Origin of the sequence: Chryseobacterium sp. SIMBA_028 (assembly GCF_046535285.1) — a bacterium.
Lineage (GTDB): Bacteria > Bacteroidota > Bacteroidia > Flavobacteriales > Weeksellaceae > Chryseobacterium.
The window spans coordinates 360,884-387,567 of the sequence record NZ_JAWRWZ010000002.1 but is presented as its reverse complement, the minus strand read 5'-3'; the positions used below and the strand labels follow the sequence as shown (position 1 = coordinate 387,567).

Here is a 26,684-nt window from a genome sequence, read left to right as displayed (position 1 = left end):
ATTTTCGTATTTTCGTCTAAATATAGGCATCTACACAAATGAGTTACGATCTAGAACAAGAGAATAAAGAGATCCTTGCCAGATATAAGGACCTGATTTCTAACACATACAGAACATTGGATGAGGAAAACAATAAACTCATTCGAAAGGCATTCGACATTGCATTGGATGCCCACAAAGATCAAAGGAGAAAATCTGGCGAACCCTACATCTACCACCCTATCGCTGTAGCCAAAATTGTAGCGACAGAGATTGGTTTGGGAGCTACTTCCATTGCCTGTGCGCTTTTGCATGATGTGATTGAAGATTCTGACTACACTTATGAGGATCTTAAAAAGATTTTTGGAGAAAAGATTGCCAATATTGTGAATGGATTGACTAAGATCTCCATCATGAATCATCAGAATATCTCTGTACAGTCAGAAAATTACAGAAAGTTACTGTTGACGCTATCCGAAGATTTCAGGGTAATTCTTATCAAAATTGCTGATCGTCTTCACAATATGAGGACGCTGGAAAGCATGGCTCCGGATAAGCAGAAAAAAATTGCTTCGGAAACCGTTTACATCTATGCCCCAATGGCACACCGTCTTGGGCTATATAACATCAAATCCGAATTAGAAGATCTTTCATTAAAGTACAACAGCCCTGAGGTCTATAATGAGATCACAGAGAAGTTAGAACTAGCTAAGGAAAGCCGCGAAAGGTATATTGAGGAATTCAAAAAAGAGGCTTCTGAAAGACTTCGTGAAGAAGGATTAAACTTTAAAATCAAAGGCCGAGCCAAGGCAATTTCCTCCATTTACAGAAAAATGCTGAAGCAGGGAGTTTCCTTTGAAGAAGTTTTTGATAACTATGCCATCAGAATTATTTATAAATCTGACGCTAAAAATGAAAAATTCCTTGCATGGAAAATCTACTCCATTGTTACAGATGTTTACCACAGTAACCCATCAAGAATGCGTGACTGGATCACACAGCCTCGTTCTACAGGATATGAAAGTTTACACTTAACCGTTCTGGGACCTGATAGAAAGTGGATAGAAGTACAGATCCGTTCAGAACGTATGGACGAGATTGCTGAGAAAGGAGTTGCCGCCCACTACAAGTATAAGGAAGGGTATAAGCAAAGTTCTGATGACCGAAATTTTGAAAAATGGGTAACAGAGATTCGTGAAGTTCTTGAACAGCAACAGAATCTTTCAACTTCCGAGCTTTTGGATAACATCAAGCTTAATCTTTATTCAAAAGAGGTGTTTGTCTTTACTCCAAAAGGGGAAATTAAAATTTTACCAACCAATGCAACGGCACTTGATTTTGCCTTTTCTGTTCACTCCGATTTGGGAATGAAGTGTTTGGGCGCTAAAATCAATGGAAAATTGGTTCCCATTTCCTATATTCTTCAAAACGGAGATCAAGTGGATATCCTTTCTTCGCAGAATCAAAAACCAAAATCTGACTGGCTGGAATTTGTAGTTACATCAAAGGCCAAATCCAAGATTAAAAGTTACCTGAATTCCCAGAAAAACCAGCTGGTGGAAGAAGGCAAGGAAACCTTACAAAGAAAGCTTCGTCATGCAAAAATCAATTTCAATGATGAGGAAGTTAATAAGCTTCAGAAATTCTTTAATTTAAAATCTTCACAGGAACTGTTTCTTAAATTCCAGACCAATGAACTGGATGCAAGCAGTTTAAGGAAATACATTGAAAGTAAGAACGTATTCAACAACCTACTTTCAAGATTCAGAAAGTCTCCGACAAAAAATCTTCGCTTCGAGGAACCTAAGGAGCAGAACCTAGACATGATTGTCTTCGGAAAGGATGAGGAAAAACTGAATTATAGCTATGCAAAATGCTGTACGGTAATTCCGGGGGATAAAATCTTCGGATTCATCACTATTTCTGACGGAATCAAAGTACACAGTGACAGCTGTCCTAATGCCATTAATCTTAGGGCGCAGTATGACTATCGTGTCATTCCTGCCAAATGGGTGAACGCAGAAAGCTTCAAGAACAGAGTAAAAATTGAGATTGAAGGTCTTGATAGAATGGGTATGATTAATGACATTACCACTGTCATCAGTGGAAGTATGGGAATGGATATGAAAAGCATGTCTATTGAGTCCAACAACGGAGTCTTCATGGGAAATATCAACCTCGAAGTCAAAAATAAGGGGCAACTGGAAGAAACTTTCAAAAAGCTCAAAAATATTAATGGAGTCTCGAGGGTGAGACGACTACAATCGTAAATATGAATTTATCACTTTATTTTAAAAAATTTTTCAACAACAGTCAGGCATCAGGAATTATTCTTATTTTCTGTGTCCTTATTTCATTACTTATTGCCAACTCATCTGCTGCAGAAAGTTTTCAGCAGTTTTTAGACAAGGAAGTGGGTACTCACCTATTCCAACTGGAATATCCTGTCAGCATCTGGATCAATGACGGTCTTATGGCGGTTTTCTTCCTTTTGGTAGGTCTTGAAATAAAAAGAGAACTGGTAGAAGGCGAGCTTTCATCTTTTAAAAATGCATCTCTCCCTATTTTTGCAGCCGTAGGCGGAATGCTTGTTCCGGCTGTTATTTACACGATATTCAACGCTGGAACTGAATACAGTAATGGTTGGGGAATTCCAATGGCTACAGATATTGCATTCTCTTTGGCTATTATTTCAATGCTGGGTAAGAAAATCCCCAATTCAATTAAGATATTCTTGGCAGCATTAGCAATTGTAGATGATCTTGGAGCCATCCTTGTAATTGCTATTTTTTATACTGAACAGATCCATTGGAGCTATCTTCTGCTCTCTTTAGGAGTGACTGCTCTTCTGTTTATTTTAAACTTTTTAAAAGTTACCAAAACGATATACTACATTATTCCGGGAATCTTTTTATGGTACTTCCTTCATCATTCCGGAATACATGCAACAATAGCAGGCGTTTTATTGGCCTTTTCAATTCCTACCAACGCTTCCCATGTGGAAATTTCTCCACTGGAAAAACTGGAACATCAGCTTCATATTCCTGTAAGCTTTCTGATTATGCCGATCTTTGCTTTAACGAATACCAATATTACTTTTTCAAGTGAAATGGTTGCAGGCGTTACAAGTACATTAGGATTAGGTATTATTTTCGGATTAATCATTGGAAAACTGATTGGGATTAACTTATTCTCCTTAATTGCTATTAAATTAAAGCTGAGTTCCTTACCACAAAACAGTAACTGGCTTCAAATGATTGGGGTAGGTTTACTTGCCGGAATTGGTTTTACCATGTCCATTTTTATCGCTTTACTATCTTTCAAAGGGGAAATTATTATTCAGGATGAGGCTAAATTTGCCATTCTGATTGCATCCTTTATTGCTGCTATCTTAGGATTTACCATCTTAAGCTTAAGTTCAAAAGGAAATGCAGAACCGGAAGAAGATTAATCTTTTTTCAGATTACCCAGCTTTCTTTGATGTTCTTCATTACTGTCAAAGTTGGGTTCTGTAATCTGAGAATGGTAGTGTACGGTTTCTTTTTGAATCTCGTCAGACAACAGTTTTTCTATCCTGAGCTTTCTGATAGCCATATTCAGTTCATTTCCGAATAACAGGAGATATACATTCACATTTACCCAAACCATCAACAGAATCATACTTCCAATGGAACCGTAAAGAACGTTATATCGAGCAATATCCTTTACATAAATAGCAAAGATATACGTGGTGACCACAAATAATATGGTGGTAAGAATCGCTCCCGGAACAGCCTGTCTGAATCTGGTAATTTTCACCGTTCCCAGCCAATAAAAAAGAGTCAAAAGAATAAAATAAAACAACGGAAAGGAGACAAAACCAATGATTTTGGAAAGGTTATCTACCAACCATGAGACATCATACGCAGGAGTAAACAGCTTCATAACAACCTCTACATAATAAACCCCGAAAAGTGCTAAAAATACAATCGTAATAAAGCCTATCGTGATAAAAAATGAGAGAATAAATTCTTTTACATCACTTAGTTTTTCTTCTGTATTTTCATTAAATCCGTTGATAAGAGAAAAAGTACCGTTCGTTGCAAATATAAGCGCCAACACAATCGTCAGATTACTGATTCCTTTCATATTAGGAATGATATTGGTTTCTATATAGCCTCTTACATCATCCTCCATATTGGACGGGAATACATTATGCATCAATACATCAAAAATATAAAACTGTAATTTATCGTAATGTGGCATATAAGGCAATACAGAAAGCAGAAACAGAATAAACGGAAATAAACTGATGGTAAAGCTCCAGGAAATAGCAGCCGCTTTTCGTCCTATCTTTCCCTTAAAAATTCCAGAGATATAGATCTGGAACATCTGCCAAAGCGATATTCCCAAAACAGGAATATGTATGTTATCAAAAAACTCCTGAATTTTCAGGATAAATTTGGGAACTGTTACACTCATCTATTGCTGTAGTTTCGTAATTAGCTACAAGATCAAACACCTAATAACTCCAATCAGGGGGAGCATTTTTTCACGATATTTTCTCTATCTCTCTTACAAATATAAACATTTTCCCTCTCCTCTTTCTTACTGAAAATTATATAGAATTGAGACTGACTGACAAGATTAACAAAAATTCTAATGTTTTCTCTTTTATCAATATGATCTTTTTCAAATTAATTGTAAACCATTAAAATAATCAAAATCAAGCTTGGCTATACGCAATATCTCCGGATATTCTTACATTAATCTCTTCGATGAATTATCTGTACTAAATCTTAACCGTTAAAAAATCGCTATCTTTGCGGACTGAAAATTTTAATCAATGCGAATCAGTTTACTTTGTATCGGAAAAACAGACGACAAGGAAATTACTTCTTTAATCAATTACTACCTTAATCGTCTTCCTAAACACTGGAATTTCGAAATTACGGAGATTCCTGATGTAAAAAATGCAAAAAACCTGTCTCCTGATTTGCTAAAAAAAGAAGAATCCAAACTATTTCTTAATCACATTGATAAAAATGATCTTGTTGTGATCCTTGATGAAAAAGGAAAACAGTTTACCAGCCGTGAATTTTCCCAAAAAATAGATACATGGATGAATTCTTCCGTAAAAAAGGTTCACATACTGATTGGAGGTGCCTATGGTTTTTCAGAAGATATCTATAACAGAGCCAATGAAAAGATGTCATTATCAAAAATGACCTTTACCCATCAGATGATTCGATTGTTCATTGTAGAACAGCTTTATCGTGCTGATCAGATCTTACAAGGAAAGCCTTATCATAATGATTAATGGGAATTCATTTTAAAATCGATTCTTATTTTCTAAATATCAGACACCATCAAAAATACTGTACGTAGTAGGCTATATTTTTAATCCTATCTGCCTTTTAGCCTCTCCTACCACAAAAGCAACAGAATTGGCAATATTAAAGCTTCGGATTAACTTGGACATGGGAATGGTTAAATGATTTTCAAACTGATCCAAAACTTCCTTACTCAACCCTACACTTTCTTTTCCGAAAACAAGCCAATCCCCATCCTGAAAATCATTTTCCAGGTATGATTTTTCTGCATGTGAACTCATTAAGAAAACGCGTGAAGGATCTGGAATACTTTTTATCCATTCTTCTACATTTGCATATTCGGAGACGTCAAGATGTACCCAGTAATCCAATCCGGATCTTTTCAGGTTTTTGTCATTAATTACAAATCCGAAAGGATGAACTAAATGCAACTTAGACTCTGTACCGACACACAGACGTCCGATATTTCCCGTATTATTAGGTATTTCAGGTTCTACAAGAACAATATTTAACATGTATACTTTTTATATGAATTTAAAAAACAGCTAAAACGAAGCTTACGCTGTATTTAGCTGTTTTTTATTTATGATTTATACTCATTATTTTCAGTAAAATAATTTTGATACTATATTTTAAAAAGAAAATTGAATACTATTTCTTCGTACATTTAGCATAATAGTCTGCTAACAAGGCCTTTTCATACCCTAGCCCCACTGCTTTATTAAGATTATCACAAGCTTCCTTAGGTTTAGCCATTTCAAATAAAATCATAGCCTTAGTAACAAAGGATTGTGAAAATTTAGGATCAATGGAAATAGCTTTGGAAACATCTGCAAGAGCTTCTTTAGTTTTCTTCAGTTTTAAGTAAACATCTGCTCTTCCATTATACAACAATGATTCCGGTTTCTCCGCTATAAGTTTATTGTAGTCTTTTAAAGCTTCCTCAAACTCACCATTCGTCTTTTTCAGATTGGCTAACCCGGTTTTTGCAAAAATATTATCTGGTGCAAAACTCAATATCTGATTCAGATCTTTCATCGCCAGTTCTTTTTTACCCTGACTATCGTAAATCTTTGAACGCGTGAGGTAAAAATCAGGATTTTCCGCATCTAGTTTAAGCCCATTTTCAATGTACTCTAATGCTTTCGTTTTGTTTCCTTTTTGACTATGTAATGAGGCAATATTTACATATACTGAAGCAGATCTAGGATCCGTCTTTAATGCTTTTTCATATGATTTAAAAGCAAGATCTGTTTCCCCAAGCCTTCTTTGAGTGGTTCCCAGGTAATTGTAATATTCTGATTTAAATTTTTGAATCTGTTCCTTTTCTGCCAATTGGGAATACTGCTCTTCAGCACATTTATAGTCTGCTTTTTTAAAACATTCCTCGGCCTTTTTTTTGTCCTGCCCGTAGATATTCAACGAAAAAAAACTGATGGATGCTAAAAGTAATAAAGATTTTTTCATGAAGTTATATTTTGTTTGTTGATCACTTTTTTGGCGAGTGCACCAAATATCACTCCCAATAAAGATCCAACAAACACCCCCACCAAAATATCAATTGGAAAATGCACTCCTAAATATATTCGGCTGTAGGAAACCACTATAGCCCACACAAATATAGCATATGGAAACCATTTAAGCTTATTTTTCAGTAAGATACTTAAAAAAGATGCCAAAAAGAACGTGTTAGAGGCATGAGCGGAGTAGAATCCAAACTGCCCGCCACATTTTACAATTCTCATGTAATGTTCCAACGTGGGGTCATGACAGGGTCTTAGTCTTGCCACTCCATATTTGAAAACACTTGCCAACTGATCTGAAACCGTTGCCCCAAGTGCTAAAAATATAAGAATAAAAACTAAGGATTTTAGTTTATAGTTTTTGTATAAAAAATAAAGGAATATAATATAAAGAGGTACCCAGATCCATGTACTGGATATCAGCATCCAAAACTGGTCAAAGGCAGGGTCTCCTAAATTATTAAGATATAAAAATACCTGTTTGTCTTCCTGAATGATCTCCTCCATACATTATCTGCTTACAGGCCCTTCGTAGGTTTCATCATCGGCAGGCTTTGGTTTTGGAGGTTCATTAGTCGTAGAAGCCGGATCTGTAAGGATATCTTTTTCAACATCCTTCATTGGATTGAAATCCTTGGCTGCGTCTTTCACTTTTTCAATTTCACGTTTAATTTCAGAAACAGGGTTATCCGTTTCTTTCATTATTTCAGTTTTGATATCTTCCACTGCTCCACGCATTTTTCTAACGCCTGCACCTAAGTCACGCGCAATCTGAGGCAATTTATCCGGACCGAATAATACAACGATTGCCACTGCAATCAATGCCATTTCTCCAATGCTTAATTCCATGGTGTAAAATTACAAAAGATTATACATTTATTTACAGTAAACTAAAAATTTAAACAAATTTTAAGATTTTATATATAATGTTCAAAATTCAGGGCTTAAAGCCGGAGTTTAATAGTAAGCATTCTCATAAAACAGTGGCTTTTTCAAATGTCTGCAACTCTTTACCACTCATCCATTAAATTTACCAATTAACAAATAATTAGTTAAAATCATTGAGAATTAAATAACATTTAAGCATATTTACTACACACAATCAAATAAATATTTATTATGAAAAAATTAGTTACTGGCTTTAAAATTCTGGCCGTATTATCGGCATTGACACTCAACAGCTGTCGTGATGAGAACAATGAAATTTCCCAACAGGAAACAACTCAGACTAAACTCACGGCTGCTGATCTGAAAAAGGAAACAACATCTATTTCACAGGCAGTTCCAGAGATTGTACAATCACAGCTGGATGAATCCCAAAGAAGCCTTGAAAAGTACTTAAAAAGTGATCTACAGGTTGCAGGAATCAATGTGATTGGAAAAATTTCGACTCAAAAAGGTATTGAAATTTCTCAAAGTCTGATTTCTGACAAAGATCAATTTATTGCGCTTGGAAATGTTCTGGATCCGTCTTCTGTAAAAATGGGAAGAATGGGTGATCTTTATGCTGGAGATGATCTTACTACTGCCCAAAACGGGTTAAAGGAAATGGGTACTGAAGAAATAAAAACAGGTATTAATGTAATGGAAATCATCTGGAGCAGCAAAAACGAAAAGTTCACAACATTTTGTTTTTATAATGATTCGGGAATTGTCTGGGATAATATTCTTGGCGGGTTGGTTATGATGGATACAAGAGGAACCAGCGAAAGCTCCACTGGTAACGCATCTGCAAGGGTTACTTCCAAATGGTATAAGCAATGGTGGACTGCCAGCTGGCTTTGGGGATCTAAAAGAGGTGAAGCAGGATATCAGATTACAGTTTATTATACGGGATCAACAGTATCCAATACGGATGTAAATGACTGGGCTTATATCAGCTTGGGTAAGGCAAAAAGTGAGAGTAAGATTACTAAAAATACTGGCGCCTATGGACAGTGCCGGTATGCGTTAGGACTTTGCACTCCTACAGGTTCTCTAAGCTTCAATGCCAGTAATTTCTCCGTTTCTTTCTCAGGATTGGGAAGCAATGTTGTAAATAATGGGGTAAAATCTCTATATCCATAATTTTCATAGAATATAAAATTTTCAAACAGTAAGGGAAGCCTCTATGGGCTTCCCTTTATATTTTACAGTGTAGAGTAATGATTCTCTAATTTGTTTTAAATTCAAAACATTATTTTCATTCTGTCGGTATTGACTCTTACCCTCCTCTTTACCTTGCGAATGCAATGGTCTAAATTTTCCCTTTTTTCTTAAAAGCAGAATAGGTAATTACAACGCTAATTGCCATTAAAATAAATGCAAGGAAGAAAGGCGCACCTGAGAACTTAAATGGCGCTTCATCATGTGTAAAAAAGTAGAATAAATTAGTCATCATGGGAGGCCCAATAATGGAGGTTGCACTCATCAAGCTCGTTAATGCTCCCTGTAGCTCTCCTTGTTCATTGGAAGGAACACTCTTCGTAATAACAGATTGCAAAGCCGGCCCACAGATTCCTCCTAAACAATAGGGTACCAAAAAGGCAAACATCATCCATCCCTCAGAAGCAAATGCGAATAATAAGAGTCCTAGCGCATACAGTGCAAGTCCGTAATAAATACTTTTTTGCTCACCCAATCTTGGCGTTGTCCATCTAATCAAAAGCCCTTGTACCAAACCAACCAACAAGCCAACAACTCCCAAAGAAATTCCTACCATTCTTTCTGTCCAGCTAAATTTATACATGGTAAAGAAACTCCAGTTACTCTGTACAGCATGCCCTGCAATATAAATTAGTATTAATGCAGCAATAAGCCCTGAAATCTCAGGGTGCTTTCCTAAAAATTTAAAAGAACCTACAGGATTAGCTCTCTTCCAGTTAAATTCTCTTCTTTTATCTTTATCTAAACTTTCGGGAAGAATGAAGTATCCATAAAGGAAGTTAAGCAAACATAAACCTGCTGCTGCATAGAAAGGAACCCTGGCACCATAATGTCCCAGAACACCACCTAAAACGGGTCCTATAATAAATCCTAATCCAAATGCTGCCCCAATCAGCCCAAAGTTCTTTGCCCGGTCTTCATCATTTGAAATATCTGCAATATAAGCACTTGCTGTGGTCACACTTGCTCCGGTAATCCCTGCAATAACTCTTCCTAAAAACAGCCACCAGATTGTAGGAGCCAATGCCAGGAAAATATAATCTACTGCAAATCCGAAAAGTGAAATCAAAATAACGGGTCTTCGTCCGTACTTATCACTTAGATTCCCTACAAGCGGTGAAAAGATAAACTGTGTAAAGGCATAGGCAAATCCTAACCAGCCACCGTATTTTGCTGCTTCACTGATATCTGCATGAATCAATTCTTCAATCAATTTGGGAACAACAGGGATAATGATTCCCCATCCCGTAATATCAATCAGTAAGGTTATAAATATAAAGCCTATAGCCGCTTTTTTCTTTGAATTTTCCATGATGGTGCAAAATTAATCAAATCTTAAAAATAATGATTCTAAATTTCATTATATTAAAGAAGTATAATATTGAGTAACAGAATACTATTAAAAAACAATTTATTTTAATGGTATATACAATAAAAACCTCAAAAACAACCTGTTCAAAAATACTTGAAACACATCTTAAATTCAGATAACAAAAAAGCCTTTCTTTCGAAAGGCTTTTACTAATTTATTGTAGTTTGTTTTACTTTGAAGCAAGTACTTCTTTATCTGAAGTAGTTTTTCCATGTACTCCATCTTCTTTTCCTTTCTTAAGGAAGTCATAAGCAATTGCCGATGCAATAAAGATAGAGGAGTAAGTACCGAATCCAATACCAATTAGCATTGCAAACATAAATCCTCTAAGGTTATCACCTCCAAAGATGAAGATCGCAAGGATTACCAAGATTGTAGTAAATGATGTGTTAAATGTTCTACCTAACGTACTTGAGATAGAGTCATCAAATAATCCTGCTAATGTTAATGATTTCTTCTCTCTTAGATATTCTCTAATTCTGTCGAAGATAATTACTGTATCGTTAATTGAATACCCTAATACTGTAAGGATTGCAGCGATGAAATCCTGGTTGATCTCCATGTTGAACGGCATATATTTATGAAGTAATGAATACGTTCCTAAAATAATAACCGCATCGTGGAATAGAGCTGCTACAGCACCTAAAGAGAACTGCCACTTTCTAAATCTGAATAAGATGTATAAGAAAATACCTCCTAAAGCAGCCACTACAGCAAGAATACCATGGGTCTGAATATCGTCTGCCACTGTAGGACCTACTTTTTCAGAAGAAATGATACCCGCGTGATCTTTATCTGCAGATTTGAAATCATGTAATGTGATGTTAGCAGGAAGATCTCCTTTTAACCCCTCATATAATTTCTGCTCAATCGTCTGGTCAGCTTTTAAAGACTCATCTTCAATTAGGTAATCTGTAGAGATTTTCAATTGATTAGCATTTCCAAAAGTTTTAGCTTCTACAGAAGAATTTTTACCGTCTTCAGTTTTGAATAGTTTTACTAATTTCTCTTCAACATCATTAGCATTAACTTCTTTATCAAATCTTACCACGTAGTTTCTACCTCCTGTGAAGTCAATACCATATTTGAATCCGTGGGTAACCATTGAGAATACACAGATCACTGTTAATACAGCAGAAACGATATAAGCATATTTTCTCTTACCAATAAAGTCGATCCAAGTATTTCTGAATAGGTTTTTCGTTGGCGGAGTCCATACAGAAAGTTGTTTCCCTTTATTTAATCTACTAAAGATCATTACTCTTGAAAGCAATACAGAAGTAAACAATGTCATCACGATACCAATCATCAATGTCAAAGCAAATCCTTTAATAGGCCCTGTTCCGAAGAAGAACAACACAACTGCTGTTAATAAAGTAGTTGAGTGACCATCGATAATCGCGCTTAATGCATGCTTGAAACCGTCTTTATAAGCTTCAAGAATACTCTTACCTGCAAATAATTCTTCTTTCGTTCTTTCGTAGATAATTACGTTTGTATCTACCGCCATCGCCATCGTCAGTACGATACCTGCGATACCAGGAAGCGTCAACGTAAAGTCACCGGAATCCATAATTCCGAAAATATAGAATAAGTTGATTACCATCGCAATTACAGCGTACACACCGGCACCACCATAATAGAAAATGATATAAACAATAATAATCAAGAATGCGATTGCAAATGAGATCATACCTGCGTTGATAGATTCCTGCCCAAGGGACGGACCTACCTGAGTTGCCTGTACTACTTTTGCACCTGCAGGTAATTTACCTGCTCCTAAAACGTCTACCAATTCTTTAGCTTCCTCCTGAGAGAAGTTACCAGAGATTTGAGTTCTACCGTTAGGAATAGCATTTACAACGTTTGGTGCAGTATATACTCTGTTATCAAGTGTAACAGCAACTGGCTTCCCTACGTTTTTCTCAGTTAAAGTTTTCCAGTCTTTCGCACCTTTAGAATCCATCTGCATGTCTACTACTACTCTTCCAAGTTCATCGTAGCTGATGCTAGCTGTTTCTACGGCACCGTCTACCGGAGCTTTTTGGTTGATGTTACTTCTGATTGCATACAATACCAAATCGTCAGGACTTGTAGCCTCAGGTTTGTAACCCCACATAAACTGAGTATATTTAATGTTTGCAGGACGTAAAGCTAAACCTACCTTGCTGTTTAAAATTTTATTTACTACAGCAGTATCAGATAATTTTACATTGGCAACACCATTTGTTCTTAATTTGTCAAACTGTAAAAGGTTGATGAAGTTCACATTTTTTGCAACTCCCATAGAATCTCCTTTTGCAGCAACCATAGTGGTTAATGTTTGGAAATAAGGTGCAATTTCAGGAACCTGTTGTACTTCCCAGAACTGAAGCTTTGCAGAAGTCTGAAGCATTTTCTTTACCTTATCGATATCTTTCATACCAGGCATTTCTACAGAAATTCTAGCTGTACCAGGTACTCTCTGAACGTTTGGCTGGATTGCTCCAAGCTTATCAATTCTCGTTCTGATTACCTCGAAAGCTGTTCCTACAGAAAGATCAATTCTTCTTTTCACAATACTTTTTACCTGCTCATCAGTCGTGTTGTACTTGATTTCAGATAAGTTTGTGTTTCCGAAAAGTTCCGGATCAGCAAGCTTAAGGTTGGTCCCTTTTGCTTTGTTAACCGCATCGAACTGTTCAAAGAAGTTGTCGATGTAAGATTTTGTTGAGTTTTTCTGAGCTTCATCAGTCTTGTTCAAAGCATCAATAAGAACAGGATTTGTTGAATAATTGGTTAAATCATTAACCAAATCTCTCTGGTTGATTTCCAATAGAACGTTGATCCCTCCTTTTAAGTCAAGACCAAGTTTCATTTCCTTGTCTTTAGCTTTTGAATAATAAAGCTTTGTATACCCAAGATTAAGAGTATCCTCCTTGATTCGTTTGATCTCTTTCTCGTTTCCTTTCGCAGCTTCGATCTGCGATTCAATTTTGCTGGCGTACCAGGTTGGTAATAGCTCGTTTAAGCAAATCAACCCCAGGACAATAGCAACAATTGTAATAAGTCCTTTTCCTTGCATTTTGTTATAACTACGTTAAATTAAGTCGGCAAATATAATGATTTTCTTGTATTTTATGAATTTTTAACAACAGAAATGGTTTATTTTCAGATATATCAGCATTCTGATTTACATTTAAGATTTAACAATTTTTTCACCGTATCCTAGTGAAATTTTCAAAAATTAATTGGTATAAAATTTTCATTCCTATATCAACGCACTAACTATCAAAATATTATGAAAAAACACTTTTTTATCATCAGTATTTTTTCTTCCTTAATTGTTAATTCTCAAAGCGTTAATTTGGAAGAATTTGCCAGTGGACTTACCAGTCCTGTAGAGATTACGAATGCCAACGACAGCAGATTGTTTGTTGTACAACAAGACGGAATTATAAAGATTCTTCAACCCAATGGAGCCATTAATGCAACTAATTTTCTGAATATTTCAACAAAAATTCTTTATGGTGGAGAAAGAGGACTTCTAGGACTTGCATTTCACCCGCAATACTCTACCAATGGGTATTTTTTTGTGTATTATAACAACACAGCGGGAAATATTATTGTAGCAAGATATAATGTAAGTACTTCTGATCCTAATCTCGCAAACCCTAATTCTGAAAAGATTTTAATGAATATTCCAAAACCATTCAGTAATCACAATGGCGGAAGCATTCATTTTGCTCCTGACGGAAAGCTGTGGATCATCACCGGCGATGGAGGAAGCGGCGGAGATCCCAACAACAATGCTCAAAATAAAAATGAGCTTCTGGGAAAAATGTTGAGAATTGATGTAGATGCTACCGGCCCCTATAACATTCCTGCAGACAACCCTTTTGTAGGAACCACAGTAGACGGAGCAGATGAAGTATGGGCTTATGGACTCAGAAACGCATGGAAGTTTTCCTTTGATCTCAATACAGGAAATGCATGGATCGCTGATGTAGGACAAGGTGCAATTGAGGAAATCAATAAAATGCCTATCTCTCAAGCTGGGCTTAATTATGGCTGGCGCTGCTATGAAGGTAACACGCCCTACAATACAACGGTAGGATGTCCCAGTGCGTCGTCTATGACCTTTCCTATTGCCGTGTATGACCATTCCGGAGGAAAATGTTCTATTACGGGAGGGTATGTTTATAGAGGTACACAATATCCGTCGCTTCAGGGGAAATATTTCTTTGCAGACTACTGCTCTACGCAGATCGGGATTCTAAATCCTGATAATTCCATCGTATGGACTACTCCCTACAGCGGAAATAATTTTTCAACTTTTGGGCAGAGCTCACAAAAAGAACTGTATGTGGCAGCCGTTAATAGTGGAAAGATTTTTAAAATCACAACCGGAACCTTGAGTACACAAGAGGACAGTCACTTAGGAGCCATAAAAATTTATCCTAATCCTGCTTCAAAAGAGGTTTTTGTGAATGGAATTAAAAATAAAAAAGCAACCGCAGAAATTATCAGTACAGATGGACGAAAAGTATTGGAAATGGACGTAATTACGGAGAATCAAAGAATAGATATTTCCAAAATTCCAACTGGGGTTTATTTTATCAATCTAAAGTCCGGAAATTTAAAATCTTTTAGTCAAAAACTTGTTATTGAGTAAGTTCTATTTTTTATACAGGAGTGTATTGTATTCAACACATAATTCTGGCATAGATGTCTAAACTAAAATTTTAAGTGAAATAAAAAAGCGGTTCAAGACTGAACCGCTTTTTCTTTATATTGTCATTGAGAAAATCCTCGTTTCGGGTTTATTTCTCATCATTCTAAGGTCAAATACCATTGCTACATTTCGGGTAAATGCTCTGCCGGCTTCAGTAATTTTAATTTCGTGGCCGTTAATCTCAACCAACCCGTCATTTTCCATTTCTTTCAACATTTCCAGGGCATTTTCCAGCTCAGGGAAAGAATTATGTATGTTAAATGTCGTTTCCAGCTGACACATTAGATTCAGAATATGTCTTCTTACCGTTAGATCTTCTTCATTCAAAATATGTCCTTTCACCACAGGAATCTCTCCCTCTTCAACCATTTTCTGATAGTCTTCAACTGTTTTTACATTTTGGGCAAACGCATACCATGAATCTGAAATAGCGGACATTCCAAGTCCTACCATCAATTGGGTATTGCTTGAAGTGTATCCCATAAAGTTTCTGTGAAGTTTTTTATGAATCAGAGACTGGTACAAATCATCATGTTCCAAAGAGAAATGATCCATTCCGACTTCAATATATCCCAGATCCTGAAGTAATTTTTTCCCATCTTCATACAAGCGGCGCTTCTCTTCACCACTCGGCAGGTCATTTTCATCAAATCCTCTCTGCCCCACACCTTTTACCCACGGAACGTGTGCATAGGAATAAAATGCCAGTCTATCCGGCTTCAATTCCATTGTTTTTCTAATTGTGTGTTCCATTGCTTCCCAAGTTTGGTGAGGAAGACCAAAAACCAAGTCATGGCTAATTCCTCTGTACCCAATTTCCTTAGCCCACTCTGTTACATTTTTCACATTTTCAAAAGGCTGGATTCTGTTGATTGCCTTTTGTACTTTAGGATCATAATCCTGCACTCCAAAGCTTACTCTTCTGAAACCCAGATCATATAAAGTCTGCAGATGATCTCTTGTGGTATTATTAGGGTGTCCTTCAAATGAAAACTCTGGATGTTCTGCAATATCTACGGTCGCAAAAATTCCTTCCAGAAGTATTTTTAAATTTTCCGGAGAGAAAAATGTTGGTGTACCTCCTCCCAAATGCAATTCTTTCAGCTTTGGTCTTTCTTTAAAAAGATCAAGATAAAGCTTCCATTCCTTGAGTACGCTTTCCAAATAAGGAACTTCAACACTATGCTGTTTCGTTATACGCTTATGACATGCACAGAACGTACACAACGCCTCGCAGAAAGGCAAATGGATATAAATAGAAATTCCCTCCTCTGCATTGCTTTCATGAAAAGACCTGATTACGCTCTCCTTCCATCCTTCTGGTGAAAATGTTGATTCATCCCAATACGGAACGGTAGGATAAGAAGTGTAACGCGGTCCGGGAATATTATACTTATCTATTAAAGAATTCATTTTGAAAAATAAAATTTTATAAGGTGAGGAAATTTAACATAATTAAAATTCCATCCTACAAAATTAACCATTAGTTATGAATTTTTACCTATGAATTATATTAGGTCATAGTTTAGAATGAGTCTAAATACACTGTTTAAAGCTATTACAGCGATAATGATAAATTCTATTTGTTTTATTGATCTTAAGTATCTCTTTTATTTCAACTTCAACAGTATCACTCTATCTTTTCCTGCAAGAACTACTCTATTTCCATCAATCCATTGGCAGACATACAAGCCTTTTTCATCGGAAATTTTCTTCCATGTCTTTCCAAAATCTGAAGAATAACTAATGTGCTGATCTCCAACCGCAATTATCTCTTTTCCTTTTGAGCCGGGCTTTATTTTAACGCATGTCATATATCCCGCATTTTGTCCCGAAGCCTGAATCTGCCAGGTTTCTCCACCATCATTAGTGGTTGCAATATTATTGTTGTTAGCATCCTGCTTTATGTAATCACCCCCTACTGCAATTCCGAACTGATCGTTATTGAAATCAATGGAATACATTCCTTGTGAAGATTCACCCTGAACAAAAGGGGTTTTGAAAATCTCCAGTTTTTCAGTTTTTAAATTTAACCTTAAAATCCTTGAGGCTTTCCCTCCTGTAGCAATCCACACATATTTTTTGGTGGAAGATATATTGGTATTGCTCGCAGCAAAAGCAGCTTCACCGTCATATAATAAGACATTATTTTTAAACATCCCCCATTTTCCATCCTTGTACACGGCCAATTTTAGTAAATGATCTTTTTCTGCGTCACTGAATGTATAGGCAAGCTTATCATTCACAAAATGTAAAGCATCATAGAATGCAGTCTTTGTGGTATCTGTAAAAATAATCTTTGATTTTAAATCTTTTTTATCAATCTTAAAGAAACGGCCCGGACTTTCAATATTGATGGCATAAAAGGAATTTTTATCCTGCGCCAGCGTTCTGAACTGAAGCTTTTCTTCAGAAAGCCTGATCTGTTTTTGATTTCTATGCTCCTTAAGATCCACAAATCCAAACTTGGAATCTGTTCCGCTATACCAAACTTTATGATTATAAAGTTCAAGGGCTCTGATGCTTATTTTATCATTAAGAATTGTTTCTATATTTTCTACCTCTTGAGAAAATGCAATCATTCCTACGGATAGGAATACCATGGACAAAATCTTTTTCATACTATATTCAACAAAAAAACCGCCGAAGCGGTTTATATTACTATTAATCTATTTCCTTGTATTTTTCAGGATTGTTAAGTTTACTGTTTGATTTTCCATAAAGGAAATATACTAATCCTCCCAAGAAAAGCCATACAGCTGAAAGTTCCAATGCGTGAGCACTTAAGTTAAATATTAAATAGACATTAATAAATACGCCTAACGCTACAACAATTTTGTACGCAGGAACTTTGAAAGGTCTGATCAAGTTAGGTTCTTTCTTTCTCATTACCCAAACTGCAATACAAACCAATGTAAATGCGAACAGAGTTCCGAAACTTGTCATATCTGCTAAGGTAGAAATTGGTGTAAATGCAGCAATAAATGCGACTACTATTCCTAACAGGATAATTCCTTTGTAAGGAGTTCTTGTTTTTGGGTGAAGTTCTCCGAAGAACTTAGGAATCAATCCATCTTTTGCCATTCCGATAAAGATTCTGGACTGCCCCATCATCATTACCATTACTACAGAAATCAATCCTACAGTGGCAGCAATTGTTACTACATTACTTGCCCAGTGTTTTCCAGCAATTTCAAAAGCATAGGCTACAGGAGCTTTAATTGCATCAGGATATTTTCCCTCTGGATTAAAGTCTGTATAGTGCATCATCCCTGTTAGTACAAGTGATACACAGATGTATAATGCTGTACAAACTAATAATGAAACAATAATAGCAAAAGGAACATCTTTCTTAGGATTAATAGCTTCACCTGCTTGTGTAGAAACAGCATCGAAACCAATATAAGCAAAGAAGATAGCCGCAGCTCCGGAAATAATTCCTTTAATACCATAGGCGGAAACCATATCTCCTTCTGAATTCTTAATTTTTACCTGATCCGGAATAAAAGGATTCCAGTTTTTAACACCATCAACAGCGTTATAAAGATCAGTATTAGAAAAAATAATATAAACTCCGGCAATAATTACAAAAATAACGGCAGAAGTCTTCATCAAAACAATTAAATTATTTGCTCCTGCTGCTTCTTTTGTTCCTTTTACCAACAATGCAGTAATAAGTAAAACAAGGATAAATGCAGGTAAGTTCATAGAGAAACCGTCTCCTGTATAACTTGACGGATCTGAGGTAAGATATCCCGGCAGATGAACCCCAAAAATCTTTAAAAATTTGGTAAAATATCCGGACCAACTCACGGAAACAGCCATACTGGCCATGGCATACTCCAGGATGAGACACCACCCCATAGCCCATGCAAAAATTTCTCCTACAGTTCCGTAAGCATAGGCATAAGCTGAGCCTTCAACCGGGATGATGGAGGCAAATTCCGCATAACACAATGCTGCAAAAACGCAGGCAATACCTGCTATAATAAAGGAGATTGCAAGCGCTGGTCCTGCATGGTAATAGGCTCCCGTTCCCGTAAGAACAAAGATTCCACCTCCAATGATAGCACCTACTCCAATTGCTGTTAAACTCCATTTTCCAAGGACTTTTTTCAGCTCACTTTTCTTCATATCTGCCTCATAGGCACTTAGTGGTTTCTTAACCCAAATTTTCGACATGTTTTTTTATTTATTAAGGATTTACGAAAATATAAAAAATTTAGGAACTCCCACGTTTATCGTTAAACTTTCATCATTTATTTTACATTAAAGCCTCCAAAACTCAAACAACACATTATTTAATTCATTTTAAAAAGTCCATATTTTTGTTTATTTTTGATCGCATGAATTTATATGATCTTTTTGTAAAGCCTTATGAAAGCTATGATTCTTTACAGATTATGCTTGAAGCTTCGGGTGCTATTTTCGGAACTCTGAGCGTATATTTTTCCATTAAAAAAAATATATGGGTATACCCTACCGGCATCATCTCTACCCTGATCTATGTTTACATTCTTTTCAACTTTGGTTTATTGGGAGACTGCCTTATCAATGTATATTATTCTGTAATGAGTGTTTATGGCTGGGTTTTGTGGGCAAAAAACGCTGAAGATCACGTTCATGTGGAAGTTACCTGGGCGACGAGAAAAGAATGGTATTATGCCGTCATTCTTTTTATTTTAAGCCTTTTACTGGTCACTCTTATTTATTATTATAAACCTTATATAGATAATAAGTTTTCCATGGAAGGTACAAATCTTGGATTATATCATTTAGATTGGGCCAATTGGATGGATATTTTTACCACTTCAATATTTTTAGTAGGAATGTGGTTTATGGCCAAACAACGCATTGAGAACTGGATTTTCTGGATTATCGGAGATTTTATTTGCATCCCAATGATGATTTTTAAGGGTCTTGGTATCACTTCGGTTCAATATTTGGTATTTACTATAATGGCTATCTTAGGATACCTTAGTTGGAAAAAAAGTTTTAAAGAAAAAAAAGTACAATAAAGTCATGAAAAATTTATTTAAAATAGCAGTCAGTATTTTTGCTATTACCAGTTTAACATCTTGTTTAGCATATACAGACGGATACGGTAGTAATAGTGGTTATGGAGACCCATACTATAATAATGGATATTATTATGCACCTTCCGGATATTATGGAAATGGAGGATACTATGGTAATGATGGCTATTATTATAGAAATAACGTTAATTATTATTATGATAATGGTATTCCTTACTATTACGATAATTACAATAACTCCAGAAGAAAAGTATATGTAGAAAGAAAGACTACGGTGACTTCTCAAAGACCAAACAACGGCTTCCGAGATAATGGAGGTTCCTATAACAATGGAGGCTACTATAATAATGGCAGCTCCAATAGAAACTCCAACAGCGGGAGAAATAACAATAGCGGATTCAGAAACCAAAGTAGTGGTAACCAAGGAAACCAAAACAATAGTGGATTCAGAAATCAGAGCAACAGTTCTCAGGGAACTCAGTACAACCAAAACAGCAGTGGATCCAGAAGCCAAAACAGCGGATTTAGAAGTACTGAAAGCAGCAGCAACAGCTCCAGTAGATCAGAATCTTCCAATAGTGGCGGGTTTAGAAATAGCTCAGGCACCCAAAGCAGCAGTTCTGGTAACTCAAGCAGACAGAACAGCAGTGGCGGAGGCTTTAGATAAAACGATTATAAATAAGGAAACGAACAGTTAACACTGTTCGTTTTTCATTTAAAATATATTAATTTTGTCTCTTCAATTTAGACAAAAATATATGGAATTTTATAAATATCAGGGAACTGGGAATGATTTTGTAATGGTAGACAACCGTGATCTACAGTTTCCTAAAGACAAAAATATCATTGAAAAATTATGTGACAGACGTTTCGGAATAGGTGCCGATGGGCTTATCCTTTTGGAGAACGATTCTGATTACGATTTTAAAATGGTTTACTATAATTCTGACGGTGGCGAAAGTACCATGTGCGGAAATGGAGGAAGATGTCTTGTCGCCTTCGCATTTTTTCTAGACGTTTTTGAAGACAAATGTAAGTTCATCGCAATAGACGGTGAGCATGATGCTGAAATCCATAACGGGATCATTAAACTAAAAATGATTGATGTAAACACCATTTCACATGACGGAAACGACGCAGTTCTTAATACCGGTTCTCCTCATTATGTAAAATATGTAGAAAATCTGAAAGACTATGATGTTTATACAGAGGGGCACGGCATCAGAAATTCGGAAAATTATAAAGAAAAAGGAATCAATGTCAATTTTGTTGAAAAAATTTCCGACAATGAAATTTTTGTAAGAACCTATGAACGAGGCGTTGAGAACGAAACTTATAGTTGTGGTACAGGAGTTACAGCTTCGGCTTTAACTTTTCTTCAAAAAGACAATCTAACTTCCGTAAAAGTTAAAACCCTGGGAGGAAATCTTAAGGTGTATGCTGAAAAAAGTGGAGACTCATTCTGTAATATTTGGCTGGAAGGTCCCGCAAAGCAAGTTTTTAAAGGAAAAGTAGATATCCTTTAAAATCAGAAAACTTTTAATCAACATTATTTAAGAATGAAAAAAGCTATTCTCATTATCATTCTGCTGGTTTTTGTAGTCGCAGGATTTTTTGGTTTGAGATTTTATAATAAATACTTTGGAAACAATGTAGAAAAGGACGGCTATATTTTGATCCCTCATAAGGCAGAATTTAAGCAGATCCTGGACTCTATTGCACCATACATTAAAGACCGCGAATCTTTTGAGGCTGTAGCTAAGGACAAAGGTCTTACTACAAACTTTAAAGCCGGGCGTTATCATATTGAAAGTGGTAAAGGAAATACCGACCTTGTGAACATGATTAAGGCTGGTAATCAAACAGCAAATTCTTTCAGAATCGGAGATTTTGGAGATATGTACCAAATGATTGGTAAAGTTACCAAAAAAACGGAGCTAGATTCCTTACACTTTGTGAATGATCTGGATGGAGTTGCTCAGGAAAAAGGGTATAAAGGTGTTGAAGATTTAAAGAAATATTTCTTCATTGATACCTATAATTTCTTCTGGACAGTAAGTCCAAGAGAATTCTTTGCAAAATTTGAAGATCAGTACAATGAATTCTGGACGAGCGAAAGAAAAAATAAAGAACAGCAGTCTGGGCTAACAAGAGATCAAATCTATGCCCTTGCTTCTATTGTTTATAAGGAATCCGGAGGAAAAAAAGATGAAATGAAAACCATTGCAGGATTATATTTAAACCGTTACAGAAAAGGCATGAAACTTCAGTCTGATCCTACGGTGATCTATGCAATTAATAAACAGACCAATTTTAAAGAACCTATTAAAAGAGTATTATATAAACATTTGTCTACTCCGTCCCCTTATAATACGTATGCCAATGCAGGTATCCCTCCGGGCCCCATCTGTGTGGTAGATAAGAACTCTGTAGATGCTGTTTTGAGTGCAGAAAACAACAATTATATATTTATGTGTGCAGATCCTGCAAGATTTGGGTATCATAAGTTTACAGCAAGCGCTGAAGAGCATGCTGTGAATGCAAAAGCCTATCAAAATTGGCTCAATTCAAAAAATATAAAATAGGCTAAACAGGCATCTAAAATTTATACAGCTAAAAACAATAAATAAATCATAATATTTTAAGAATCAAATAGATAAAGACTTTTAAAATATTAAGGGTTATCCTTTCACGATTTTATACAAAAAAATAACCTATGAAGAATAAGACAGAAATTGTCAATATTTTCACAAGAAAAACACTAGGACTTACTTTAGTGCTTTCGGCGGCGGCAATGGCTTTCGCACAGGAAAAAGCAGGGGTTTCAGGGATCATTGTCAACAAGAAGAACCAACCGGTTCCTTATGCATCTGTAACTTTTAGCAATAAAGCCAATACTGCATTAAGTGATGCCGTACTTACCGATGAAAAAGGGCAATACCAATTACAGCTTACCCCCGGAGCTTATGACATTACTGTGGAGGCTATTGATTACAAAAAAAGTATAGTCAATAAGAATATTACCGGAGCCGGTAATATTGGAGCATTATCCATAGAAGCTGAAGCTATCTCTACCCTGGATGGAACAACAAAGGAATTACAAGGTGTTGTGATTACTGCCTCTGCAGCCAAGCCTTATAAAGTAGAACTGGACAAAAGAACTTATGATCCATCCCAGGATATTGTCAGCAAAGGAGGAAATCTTCAGGATGTTTTGAGTAATGTCCCTTCTGTTTCAGTAGATACGGATGGAACAGTTTCCATGAGAGGAAGTACAAATGTAAAATTCCTGATTAACGGAAAACCATCTTCTCTTTTAGGAATTGATGATGGAGCAAATGCGCTTCAAAGTATTCCTGCTGATCAGATTGAAAGAATCGAGGTGATTACCAACCCTTCTTCAAAGTTTGAAGCAAGCGGAACTTCCGGTATTTTGAACATCATTCTTAAAAAAAATAAGAAAATAGGCTTTAATGGTAGTGTGGTTGGAACTTTGGGATATTTTCCAAGAACAGCTCTTAATGCCAATTTAAGCTGGAGAAAGAATAACTGGACATGGTTTGTGAACGGTGGTGGTGGTTATACAGAAAACAAAACCAAAAATAATTCTGAAACAACCTACCATGATATTAAATTTCCAAAGCTAGATCCAATCCCAACAACACCAGCAGAGATAGCAGAAGTACCTAATGTCCCGGTTCATCAGTCTCAAAATTCTGAAAATAAAACATATAGTAAAAACTATAATGTAAGTGCTGGTTTTGTGTATGATATTTCTGATAAAACATCAATCAATTTAACAGGATTGGTGAGAACATTTGAAGGAGATGGAAATGAGCTTGTAAATACCTACGATTCTTTTTATAAATATACAGGAGCAACATCTGAACCGTGGAAATTATTGAACCCTTATACACTGAGAGATTCTAAAAGTGTCTTTAACAATCTGGCATTTCAGGGAGATTTAGGTTTAGATCATAAATTTGATGACAATGGACAAAATTTATCCTTATCATTAAGTTTACAGAGAAACAGAAGTAACAATAATGCTGACATTCTGGAAAGTGTTGACAATATACCCTCTGTACAAGATATCACCAGAAGACATTCTGTAAGTAAAACTATAATCGGAAAAGCTGATTATGAATTGCCTATAGGAGAAAATTCCAAGATTGAAGCCGGTTACAGATTGGATATCAATGACAATACTTATGATAATTTTGTAAGCAGTACTTCTAACAATCCTCTTATTCCCAATTATAACAATAACACGGATTATAAGGAAATGTTCAATGCATTCTATCTTCAGTTTAGAAGTAAAATAGGAAACTTTGGTTATCAGTTAGGATTAAGAGACGAAATTTCGAATGTTAAGATCAATTATATTAGTCAGAACCCTGATAAGGAGCCTTTAAATAAAACGAAGAATTATAACAACTTATTTCCAAGTGTATTCTTAAGCTATGATATATCGAAGAATAACCAGATCTTAGTAAACTATTCCCGTAGGATAGACAGGCCGAGATCATTCTTTATGGTTCCCTTCCCCAATTATACGAATAACCAGAATATTTTTGAAGGAAATATTGACCTGAACCCATCTTATGTAGATTCCTATGAAGTAGGTTATAACATTACTAGAAAGAAGTTTACCATCAACCCTACTTTATATTACAGACATGCAACCGATGATACTAAAATGTTGGTGTACAGGCCTGATGAAAGACAAAAGGTATTCTATACAAAACCTGAAAACCTTGGTAATGATGACCGATACGGTTTGGATCTGAACTTCACCTATGATCCTTTTGCATGGTTCAAAATCATGGGTAGTGTAGATTTATTCGGATACAAAACTTCCGGAATTGCTTCCTATAAAACAATAGATGTAGACGGATTGACTCAGGTGCGTTCATTAGATTTTACAGGAAGTGGTTTTTCTACAAGATTACGTCTTAATACAACTTTTAAGCTTGATAAAACATTAAGTGTACAATTGCAAGGATTCTATAGAGGAGGACAAAAAACAGCCAGCCAGGACAGAAAGGATATGTATGCCATCAACTTTGGAGCATCTAAAACAATCTGGAAAGGAAACGGAACACTTTCATTCAATATACAGGATATCTTTAATACAAGAGGTATGGAGGTAACCAACTATAGCAATGACTATACACGTAGCAGCTATATGCAATGGCAGCCAAGACAGTTCTCTATTGCCTTAACCTACAGGTTTAAACAAGGTGAGAAAGTAGAGCAACCTAAGAAGAAAAAGGATATTAACTCCAATGAAACAGGTGACGATCAACAAGGTGGTCCAATGTAATAAAGCAAAAAATCCCGAAAATTAATTTCGGGATTTTTTTATTCTTTTATTTTACGGGTTCTTTTTGGGAAGCTTTTTCTTTTTCAGCTTCATAGATTCTTTTTCTTAAATCACTGGTAGAAAAACGGTGATCTCTTTTATTATAAAAAATTTCAATGCCCTTTTCTTCACAATATTGCTTCCCTGTAAAATCTCGGTCCATATAATCATCACCAATGATTCTTACATCAATTACAAAAGATTTTAGAATATCCAGTAGATCTTCTTCTGTATAGTAAGGAATGATTTCATCCACAGCATTTACAGCCTTAAGCTGAATATATCTCTCAACGATAGTCTGGCTTGGCTTGTTTTTGTTCGGACGGTCATGTGATGGATCAATTTGTAACCCAACGATTAAATAATCGCACACTGTTTTAGCTTCTTCAAGCATCTTGATATGTCCTGCATGCAGGAGGTCAAATGAGGAAAATGTAATACCTATTCTTTGTGTCTTCATATTAAATTTGGTTAAAATTTCGCTGAAATAAATGTTCTTTTAAATGGATAAAAGACAGGTGATTCAGGGAAGATGTTTTGTAATTCTTGTTTATAGTCTTTTTTAAATTTTTCTTTCAAATCATCAGAAAGTTTCTCGATATAAGGAAGCATTGCTGTTCCTGAAGCCCAAGTAAATACTGCTTCGGCATTTTCAAGAACATGAGGGAATACTTTCTCATAAACGGTAATTTCTCTTCCTTTATTGTCAAATAATATTTGGGCATAGTCTTCTATCTTCAAAACAGGAGACTCTCTTTCCCATGAATGATAAGCAGTTTTATAAGGCTCTGTACCTGCTATTTTCCTTAACAGTTGGTGTACAACATATTCGTGATTGGAAGGAATTTGCACCGCTAATTGTCCCCCTTCATTTACCTTATTGATTATTCTTGGGAAAAGTTCTTTATGGTTATTACACCATTGGATTGCTGCATTTGAAATAATCAAATCATAGGTATCTCCCAAATGAAGCTGCTCTTCTATACTCCTTTTTTCGAAAGTTAATCTGCTTGTTTTGAACTGAGCCGCTTTCTCAAGCATTTCTTCAGAAGAGTCTATCCCTAAAACCCTGGAGTCTTCCAGATAGTCTAAAAGCTTAGAAGTTAATTCTCCGGTTCCACATCCCAGATCTATCACAGATATATCTGTCCTTGATTCAACAAGGTTTAATAAATCAAAGAATGGAGCTGAGCGCTCTTCTTTAAACTGGTCGTATACTTCAGGATTCCAAGCCATAT

At 35.8% G+C, this 26,684-nt stretch carries 22 protein-coding genes; 10 read left to right on the top strand and 12 right to left on the bottom strand.

Going from position 1 to position 26,684, the window contains the following annotated elements; translation table 11 throughout:
* Positions 1-38 precede the first annotated feature (38 nt).
* Positions 39-2,249: a RelA/SpoT family protein gene (locus tag SCA31_RS03925; RefSeq protein ID WP_273005445.1), complete on the top strand. Its 2,211-nt coding sequence runs from the start codon at positions 39-41 to the stop codon at positions 2,247-2,249.
* Positions 2,250-2,251: 2 nt separating this feature from the next.
* Positions 2,252-3,430 carry a Na+/H+ antiporter NhaA gene (gene nhaA, locus SCA31_RS03920; RefSeq protein ID WP_410695538.1) on the top strand — a complete coding sequence of 393 codons (1,179 nt, stop codon included), beginning with the start codon at positions 2,252-2,254 and terminating at the stop codon, positions 3,428-3,430.
* On the opposite strand, the gene SCA31_RS03915 is transcribed toward nhaA, so the two are convergent.
* A complete protein-coding gene (locus tag SCA31_RS03915; RefSeq protein WP_410695537.1) occupies positions 3,427-4,440 on the bottom strand; it encodes a YihY/virulence factor BrkB family protein in 1,014 nt (337 codons plus the stop codon). The two genes, nhaA and SCA31_RS03915, sit on opposite strands and share 4 nt — an antisense overlap.
* A gap of 364 nt (positions 4,441-4,804) precedes the next feature.
* Between SCA31_RS03915 and rlmH the strand changes: the two genes are divergently transcribed.
* Positions 4,805-5,278, top strand: coding sequence for a 23S rRNA (pseudouridine(1915)-N(3))-methyltransferase RlmH (gene rlmH, locus SCA31_RS03910; RefSeq protein WP_410695536.1), 474 nt, complete (start codon positions 4,805-4,807; stop codon positions 5,276-5,278).
* Between the two features lie 72 nt (positions 5,279-5,350).
* On the opposite strand, the gene SCA31_RS03905 is transcribed toward rlmH, so the two are convergent.
* The 4 genes from SCA31_RS03905 to SCA31_RS03890 form a co-directional block, all read right to left on the bottom strand.
* Positions 5,351-5,806 (bottom strand): tRNA (cytidine(34)-2'-O)-methyltransferase, encoded by a 456-nt coding sequence (locus SCA31_RS03905; protein ID WP_410695535.1) that lies wholly within the window; start codon positions 5,804-5,806, stop codon positions 5,351-5,353.
* A 136-nt stretch (positions 5,807-5,942) separates the two neighbouring features.
* Positions 5,943-6,758, bottom strand: a complete 816-nt coding sequence (locus tag SCA31_RS03900; RefSeq protein ID WP_410695534.1) for a tetratricopeptide repeat protein — start codon at positions 6,756-6,758, stop codon at positions 5,943-5,945.
* A complete protein-coding gene (locus SCA31_RS03895) occupies positions 6,755-7,321 on the bottom strand; it encodes a phosphatase PAP2 family protein (protein ID WP_106916188.1) in 567 nt (188 codons plus the stop codon). The genes SCA31_RS03900 and SCA31_RS03895 overlap by 4 nt, the downstream gene beginning before the upstream one ends.
* Positions 7,322-7,324: 3 nt before the next feature.
* Complete coding sequence (locus SCA31_RS03890; RefSeq protein ID WP_410695533.1) at positions 7,325-7,663, bottom strand: twin-arginine translocase TatA/TatE family subunit; 339 nt, start codon at positions 7,661-7,663, stop codon at positions 7,325-7,327.
* A gap of 270 nt (positions 7,664-7,933) precedes the next feature.
* Here SCA31_RS03890 and SCA31_RS03885 point away from each other — a divergent pair, with 270 nt between their 5' ends.
* A complete protein-coding gene (locus SCA31_RS03885; RefSeq protein ID WP_410695532.1) occupies positions 7,934-8,881 on the top strand; it encodes a hypothetical protein in 948 nt (315 codons plus the stop codon).
* Positions 8,882-9,050: 169 nt separating this feature from the next.
* Here SCA31_RS03885 and SCA31_RS03880 read toward each other — a convergent pair whose 3' ends face one another.
* Together SCA31_RS03880 and secD are read right to left on the bottom strand one after the other, a co-directional pair.
* On the bottom strand, positions 9,051-10,271 hold the full coding sequence (locus tag SCA31_RS03880; protein WP_410695531.1) for a TCR/Tet family MFS transporter: 1,221 nt from the start codon (positions 10,269-10,271) through the stop codon (positions 9,051-9,053).
* A gap of 229 nt (positions 10,272-10,500) precedes the next feature.
* The gene (gene secD / locus SCA31_RS03875; protein WP_410695530.1) at positions 10,501-13,395 is read right to left on the bottom strand and encodes a protein translocase subunit SecD; all 2,895 of its coding nucleotides are present in this window, start codon (positions 13,393-13,395) and stop codon (positions 10,501-10,503) included.
* 216 nt (positions 13,396-13,611) lie between these two features.
* On the opposite strand from secD, the gene SCA31_RS03870 reads away from it, so the two are divergent.
* The gene (locus SCA31_RS03870; protein WP_410695529.1) at positions 13,612-14,985 is read left to right on the top strand and encodes a PQQ-dependent sugar dehydrogenase; all 1,374 of its coding nucleotides are present in this window, start codon (positions 13,612-13,614) and stop codon (positions 14,983-14,985) included.
* 114 nt (positions 14,986-15,099) lie between these two features.
* Here SCA31_RS03870 and hemN read toward each other — a convergent pair whose 3' ends face one another.
* From hemN to SCA31_RS03855, 3 genes are all read right to left on the bottom strand, one after another.
* Positions 15,100-16,458: an oxygen-independent coproporphyrinogen III oxidase gene (hemN, locus tag SCA31_RS03865; protein WP_410695528.1), complete on the bottom strand. Its 1,359-nt coding sequence runs from the start codon at positions 16,456-16,458 to the stop codon at positions 15,100-15,102.
* Positions 16,459-16,655: 197 nt separating this feature from the next.
* Positions 16,656-17,666, bottom strand: a complete 1,011-nt coding sequence (locus tag SCA31_RS03860) for a WD40/YVTN/BNR-like repeat-containing protein (protein WP_410695527.1) — start codon at positions 17,664-17,666, stop codon at positions 16,656-16,658.
* A gap of 43 nt (positions 17,667-17,709) precedes the next feature.
* Positions 17,710-19,227: an amino acid permease gene (locus tag SCA31_RS03855; protein ID WP_410695526.1), complete on the bottom strand. Its 1,518-nt coding sequence runs from the start codon at positions 19,225-19,227 to the stop codon at positions 17,710-17,712.
* Positions 19,228-19,391: 164 nt separating this feature from the next.
* On the opposite strand from SCA31_RS03855, the gene pnuC reads away from it, so the two are divergent.
* The 5 genes from pnuC to SCA31_RS03830 all read left to right on the top strand — a co-directional run bounded on the left by pnuC (position 19,392) and on the right by SCA31_RS03830 (position 25,407).
* Positions 19,392-20,063: a nicotinamide riboside transporter PnuC gene (gene pnuC / locus SCA31_RS03850; protein WP_410695525.1), complete on the top strand. Its 672-nt coding sequence runs from the start codon at positions 19,392-19,394 to the stop codon at positions 20,061-20,063.
* A 4-nt stretch (positions 20,064-20,067) separates the two neighbouring features.
* Entirely contained in the window at positions 20,068-20,748 is a 681-nt protein-coding gene (locus SCA31_RS03845; protein WP_410695524.1) for a hypothetical protein, read from the top strand.
* Between the two features lie 91 nt (positions 20,749-20,839).
* On the top strand, positions 20,840-21,607 hold the full coding sequence (gene dapF, locus SCA31_RS03840; protein ID WP_410695523.1) for a diaminopimelate epimerase: 768 nt from the start codon (positions 20,840-20,842) through the stop codon (positions 21,605-21,607).
* 33 nt (positions 21,608-21,640) lie between these two features.
* Positions 21,641-22,666: an endolytic transglycosylase MltG gene (gene mltG, locus SCA31_RS03835; protein WP_410695522.1), complete on the top strand. Its 1,026-nt coding sequence runs from the start codon at positions 21,641-21,643 to the stop codon at positions 22,664-22,666.
* 131 nt (positions 22,667-22,797) lie between these two features.
* Positions 22,798-25,407, top strand: a complete 2,610-nt coding sequence (locus SCA31_RS03830; RefSeq protein WP_410695521.1) for a TonB-dependent receptor domain-containing protein — start codon at positions 22,798-22,800, stop codon at positions 25,405-25,407.
* A gap of 46 nt (positions 25,408-25,453) precedes the next feature.
* On the opposite strand, the gene SCA31_RS03825 is transcribed toward SCA31_RS03830, so the two are convergent.
* Entirely contained in the window at positions 25,454-25,906 is a 453-nt protein-coding gene (locus SCA31_RS03825) for an adenylyltransferase/cytidyltransferase family protein (protein ID WP_076354225.1), read from the bottom strand.
* 11 nt (positions 25,907-25,917) lie between these two features.
* Complete coding sequence (locus SCA31_RS03820) at positions 25,918-26,682, bottom strand: methyltransferase domain-containing protein (protein ID WP_410695520.1); 765 nt, start codon at positions 26,680-26,682, stop codon at positions 25,918-25,920.
* Between the last annotated feature and the right edge of the window lie 2 nt (positions 26,683-26,684).

Coding starts and splice junctions, on each gene's coding strand:
- SCA31_RS03925 (WP_273005445.1), top strand. CDS start 39: ATGAGTTACGATCTAGAACAAGAGAATAAAGAGATCCTTGCCAGATAT.
- nhaA (WP_410695538.1), top strand. CDS start 2,252: ATGAATTTATCACTTTATTTTAAAAAATTTTTCAACAACAGTCAGGCA.
- SCA31_RS03915 (WP_410695537.1), bottom strand. CDS start 4,440: ATGAGTGTAACAGTTCCCAAATTTATCCTGAAAATTCAGGAGTTTTTT.
- rlmH (WP_410695536.1), top strand. CDS start 4,805: ATGCGAATCAGTTTACTTTGTATCGGAAAAACAGACGACAAGGAAATT.
- SCA31_RS03905 (WP_410695535.1), bottom strand. CDS start 5,806: ATGTTAAATATTGTTCTTGTAGAACCTGAAATACCTAATAATACGGGA.
- SCA31_RS03900 (WP_410695534.1), bottom strand. CDS start 6,758: ATGAAAAAATCTTTATTACTTTTAGCATCCATCAGTTTTTTTTCGTTG.
- SCA31_RS03895 (WP_106916188.1), bottom strand. CDS start 7,321: ATGGAGGAGATCATTCAGGAAGACAAACAGGTATTTTTATATCTTAAT.
- SCA31_RS03890 (WP_410695533.1), bottom strand. CDS start 7,663: ATGGAATTAAGCATTGGAGAAATGGCATTGATTGCAGTGGCAATCGTT.
- SCA31_RS03885 (WP_410695532.1), top strand. CDS start 7,934: ATGAAAAAATTAGTTACTGGCTTTAAAATTCTGGCCGTATTATCGGCA.
- SCA31_RS03880 (WP_410695531.1), bottom strand. CDS start 10,271: ATGGAAAATTCAAAGAAAAAAGCGGCTATAGGCTTTATATTTATAACC.
- secD (WP_410695530.1), bottom strand. CDS start 13,395: ATGCAAGGAAAAGGACTTATTACAATTGTTGCTATTGTCCTGGGGTTG.
- SCA31_RS03870 (WP_410695529.1), top strand. CDS start 13,612: ATGAAAAAACACTTTTTTATCATCAGTATTTTTTCTTCCTTAATTGTT.
- hemN (WP_410695528.1), bottom strand. CDS start 16,458: ATGAATTCTTTAATAGATAAGTATAATATTCCCGGACCGCGTTACACT.
- SCA31_RS03860 (WP_410695527.1), bottom strand. CDS start 17,666: ATGAAAAAGATTTTGTCCATGGTATTCCTATCCGTAGGAATGATTGCA.
- SCA31_RS03855 (WP_410695526.1), bottom strand. CDS start 19,227: ATGTCGAAAATTTGGGTTAAGAAACCACTAAGTGCCTATGAGGCAGAT.
- pnuC (WP_410695525.1), top strand. CDS start 19,392: ATGAATTTATATGATCTTTTTGTAAAGCCTTATGAAAGCTATGATTCT.
- SCA31_RS03845 (WP_410695524.1), top strand. CDS start 20,068: ATGAAAAATTTATTTAAAATAGCAGTCAGTATTTTTGCTATTACCAGT.
- dapF (WP_410695523.1), top strand. CDS start 20,840: ATGGAATTTTATAAATATCAGGGAACTGGGAATGATTTTGTAATGGTA.
- mltG (WP_410695522.1), top strand. CDS start 21,641: ATGAAAAAAGCTATTCTCATTATCATTCTGCTGGTTTTTGTAGTCGCA.
- SCA31_RS03830 (WP_410695521.1), top strand. CDS start 22,798: ATGAAGAATAAGACAGAAATTGTCAATATTTTCACAAGAAAAACACTA.
- SCA31_RS03825 (WP_076354225.1), bottom strand. CDS start 25,906: ATGAAGACACAAAGAATAGGTATTACATTTTCCTCATTTGACCTCCTG.
- SCA31_RS03820 (WP_410695520.1), bottom strand. CDS start 26,682: ATGGCTTGGAATCCTGAAGTATACGACCAGTTTAAAGAAGAGCGCTCA.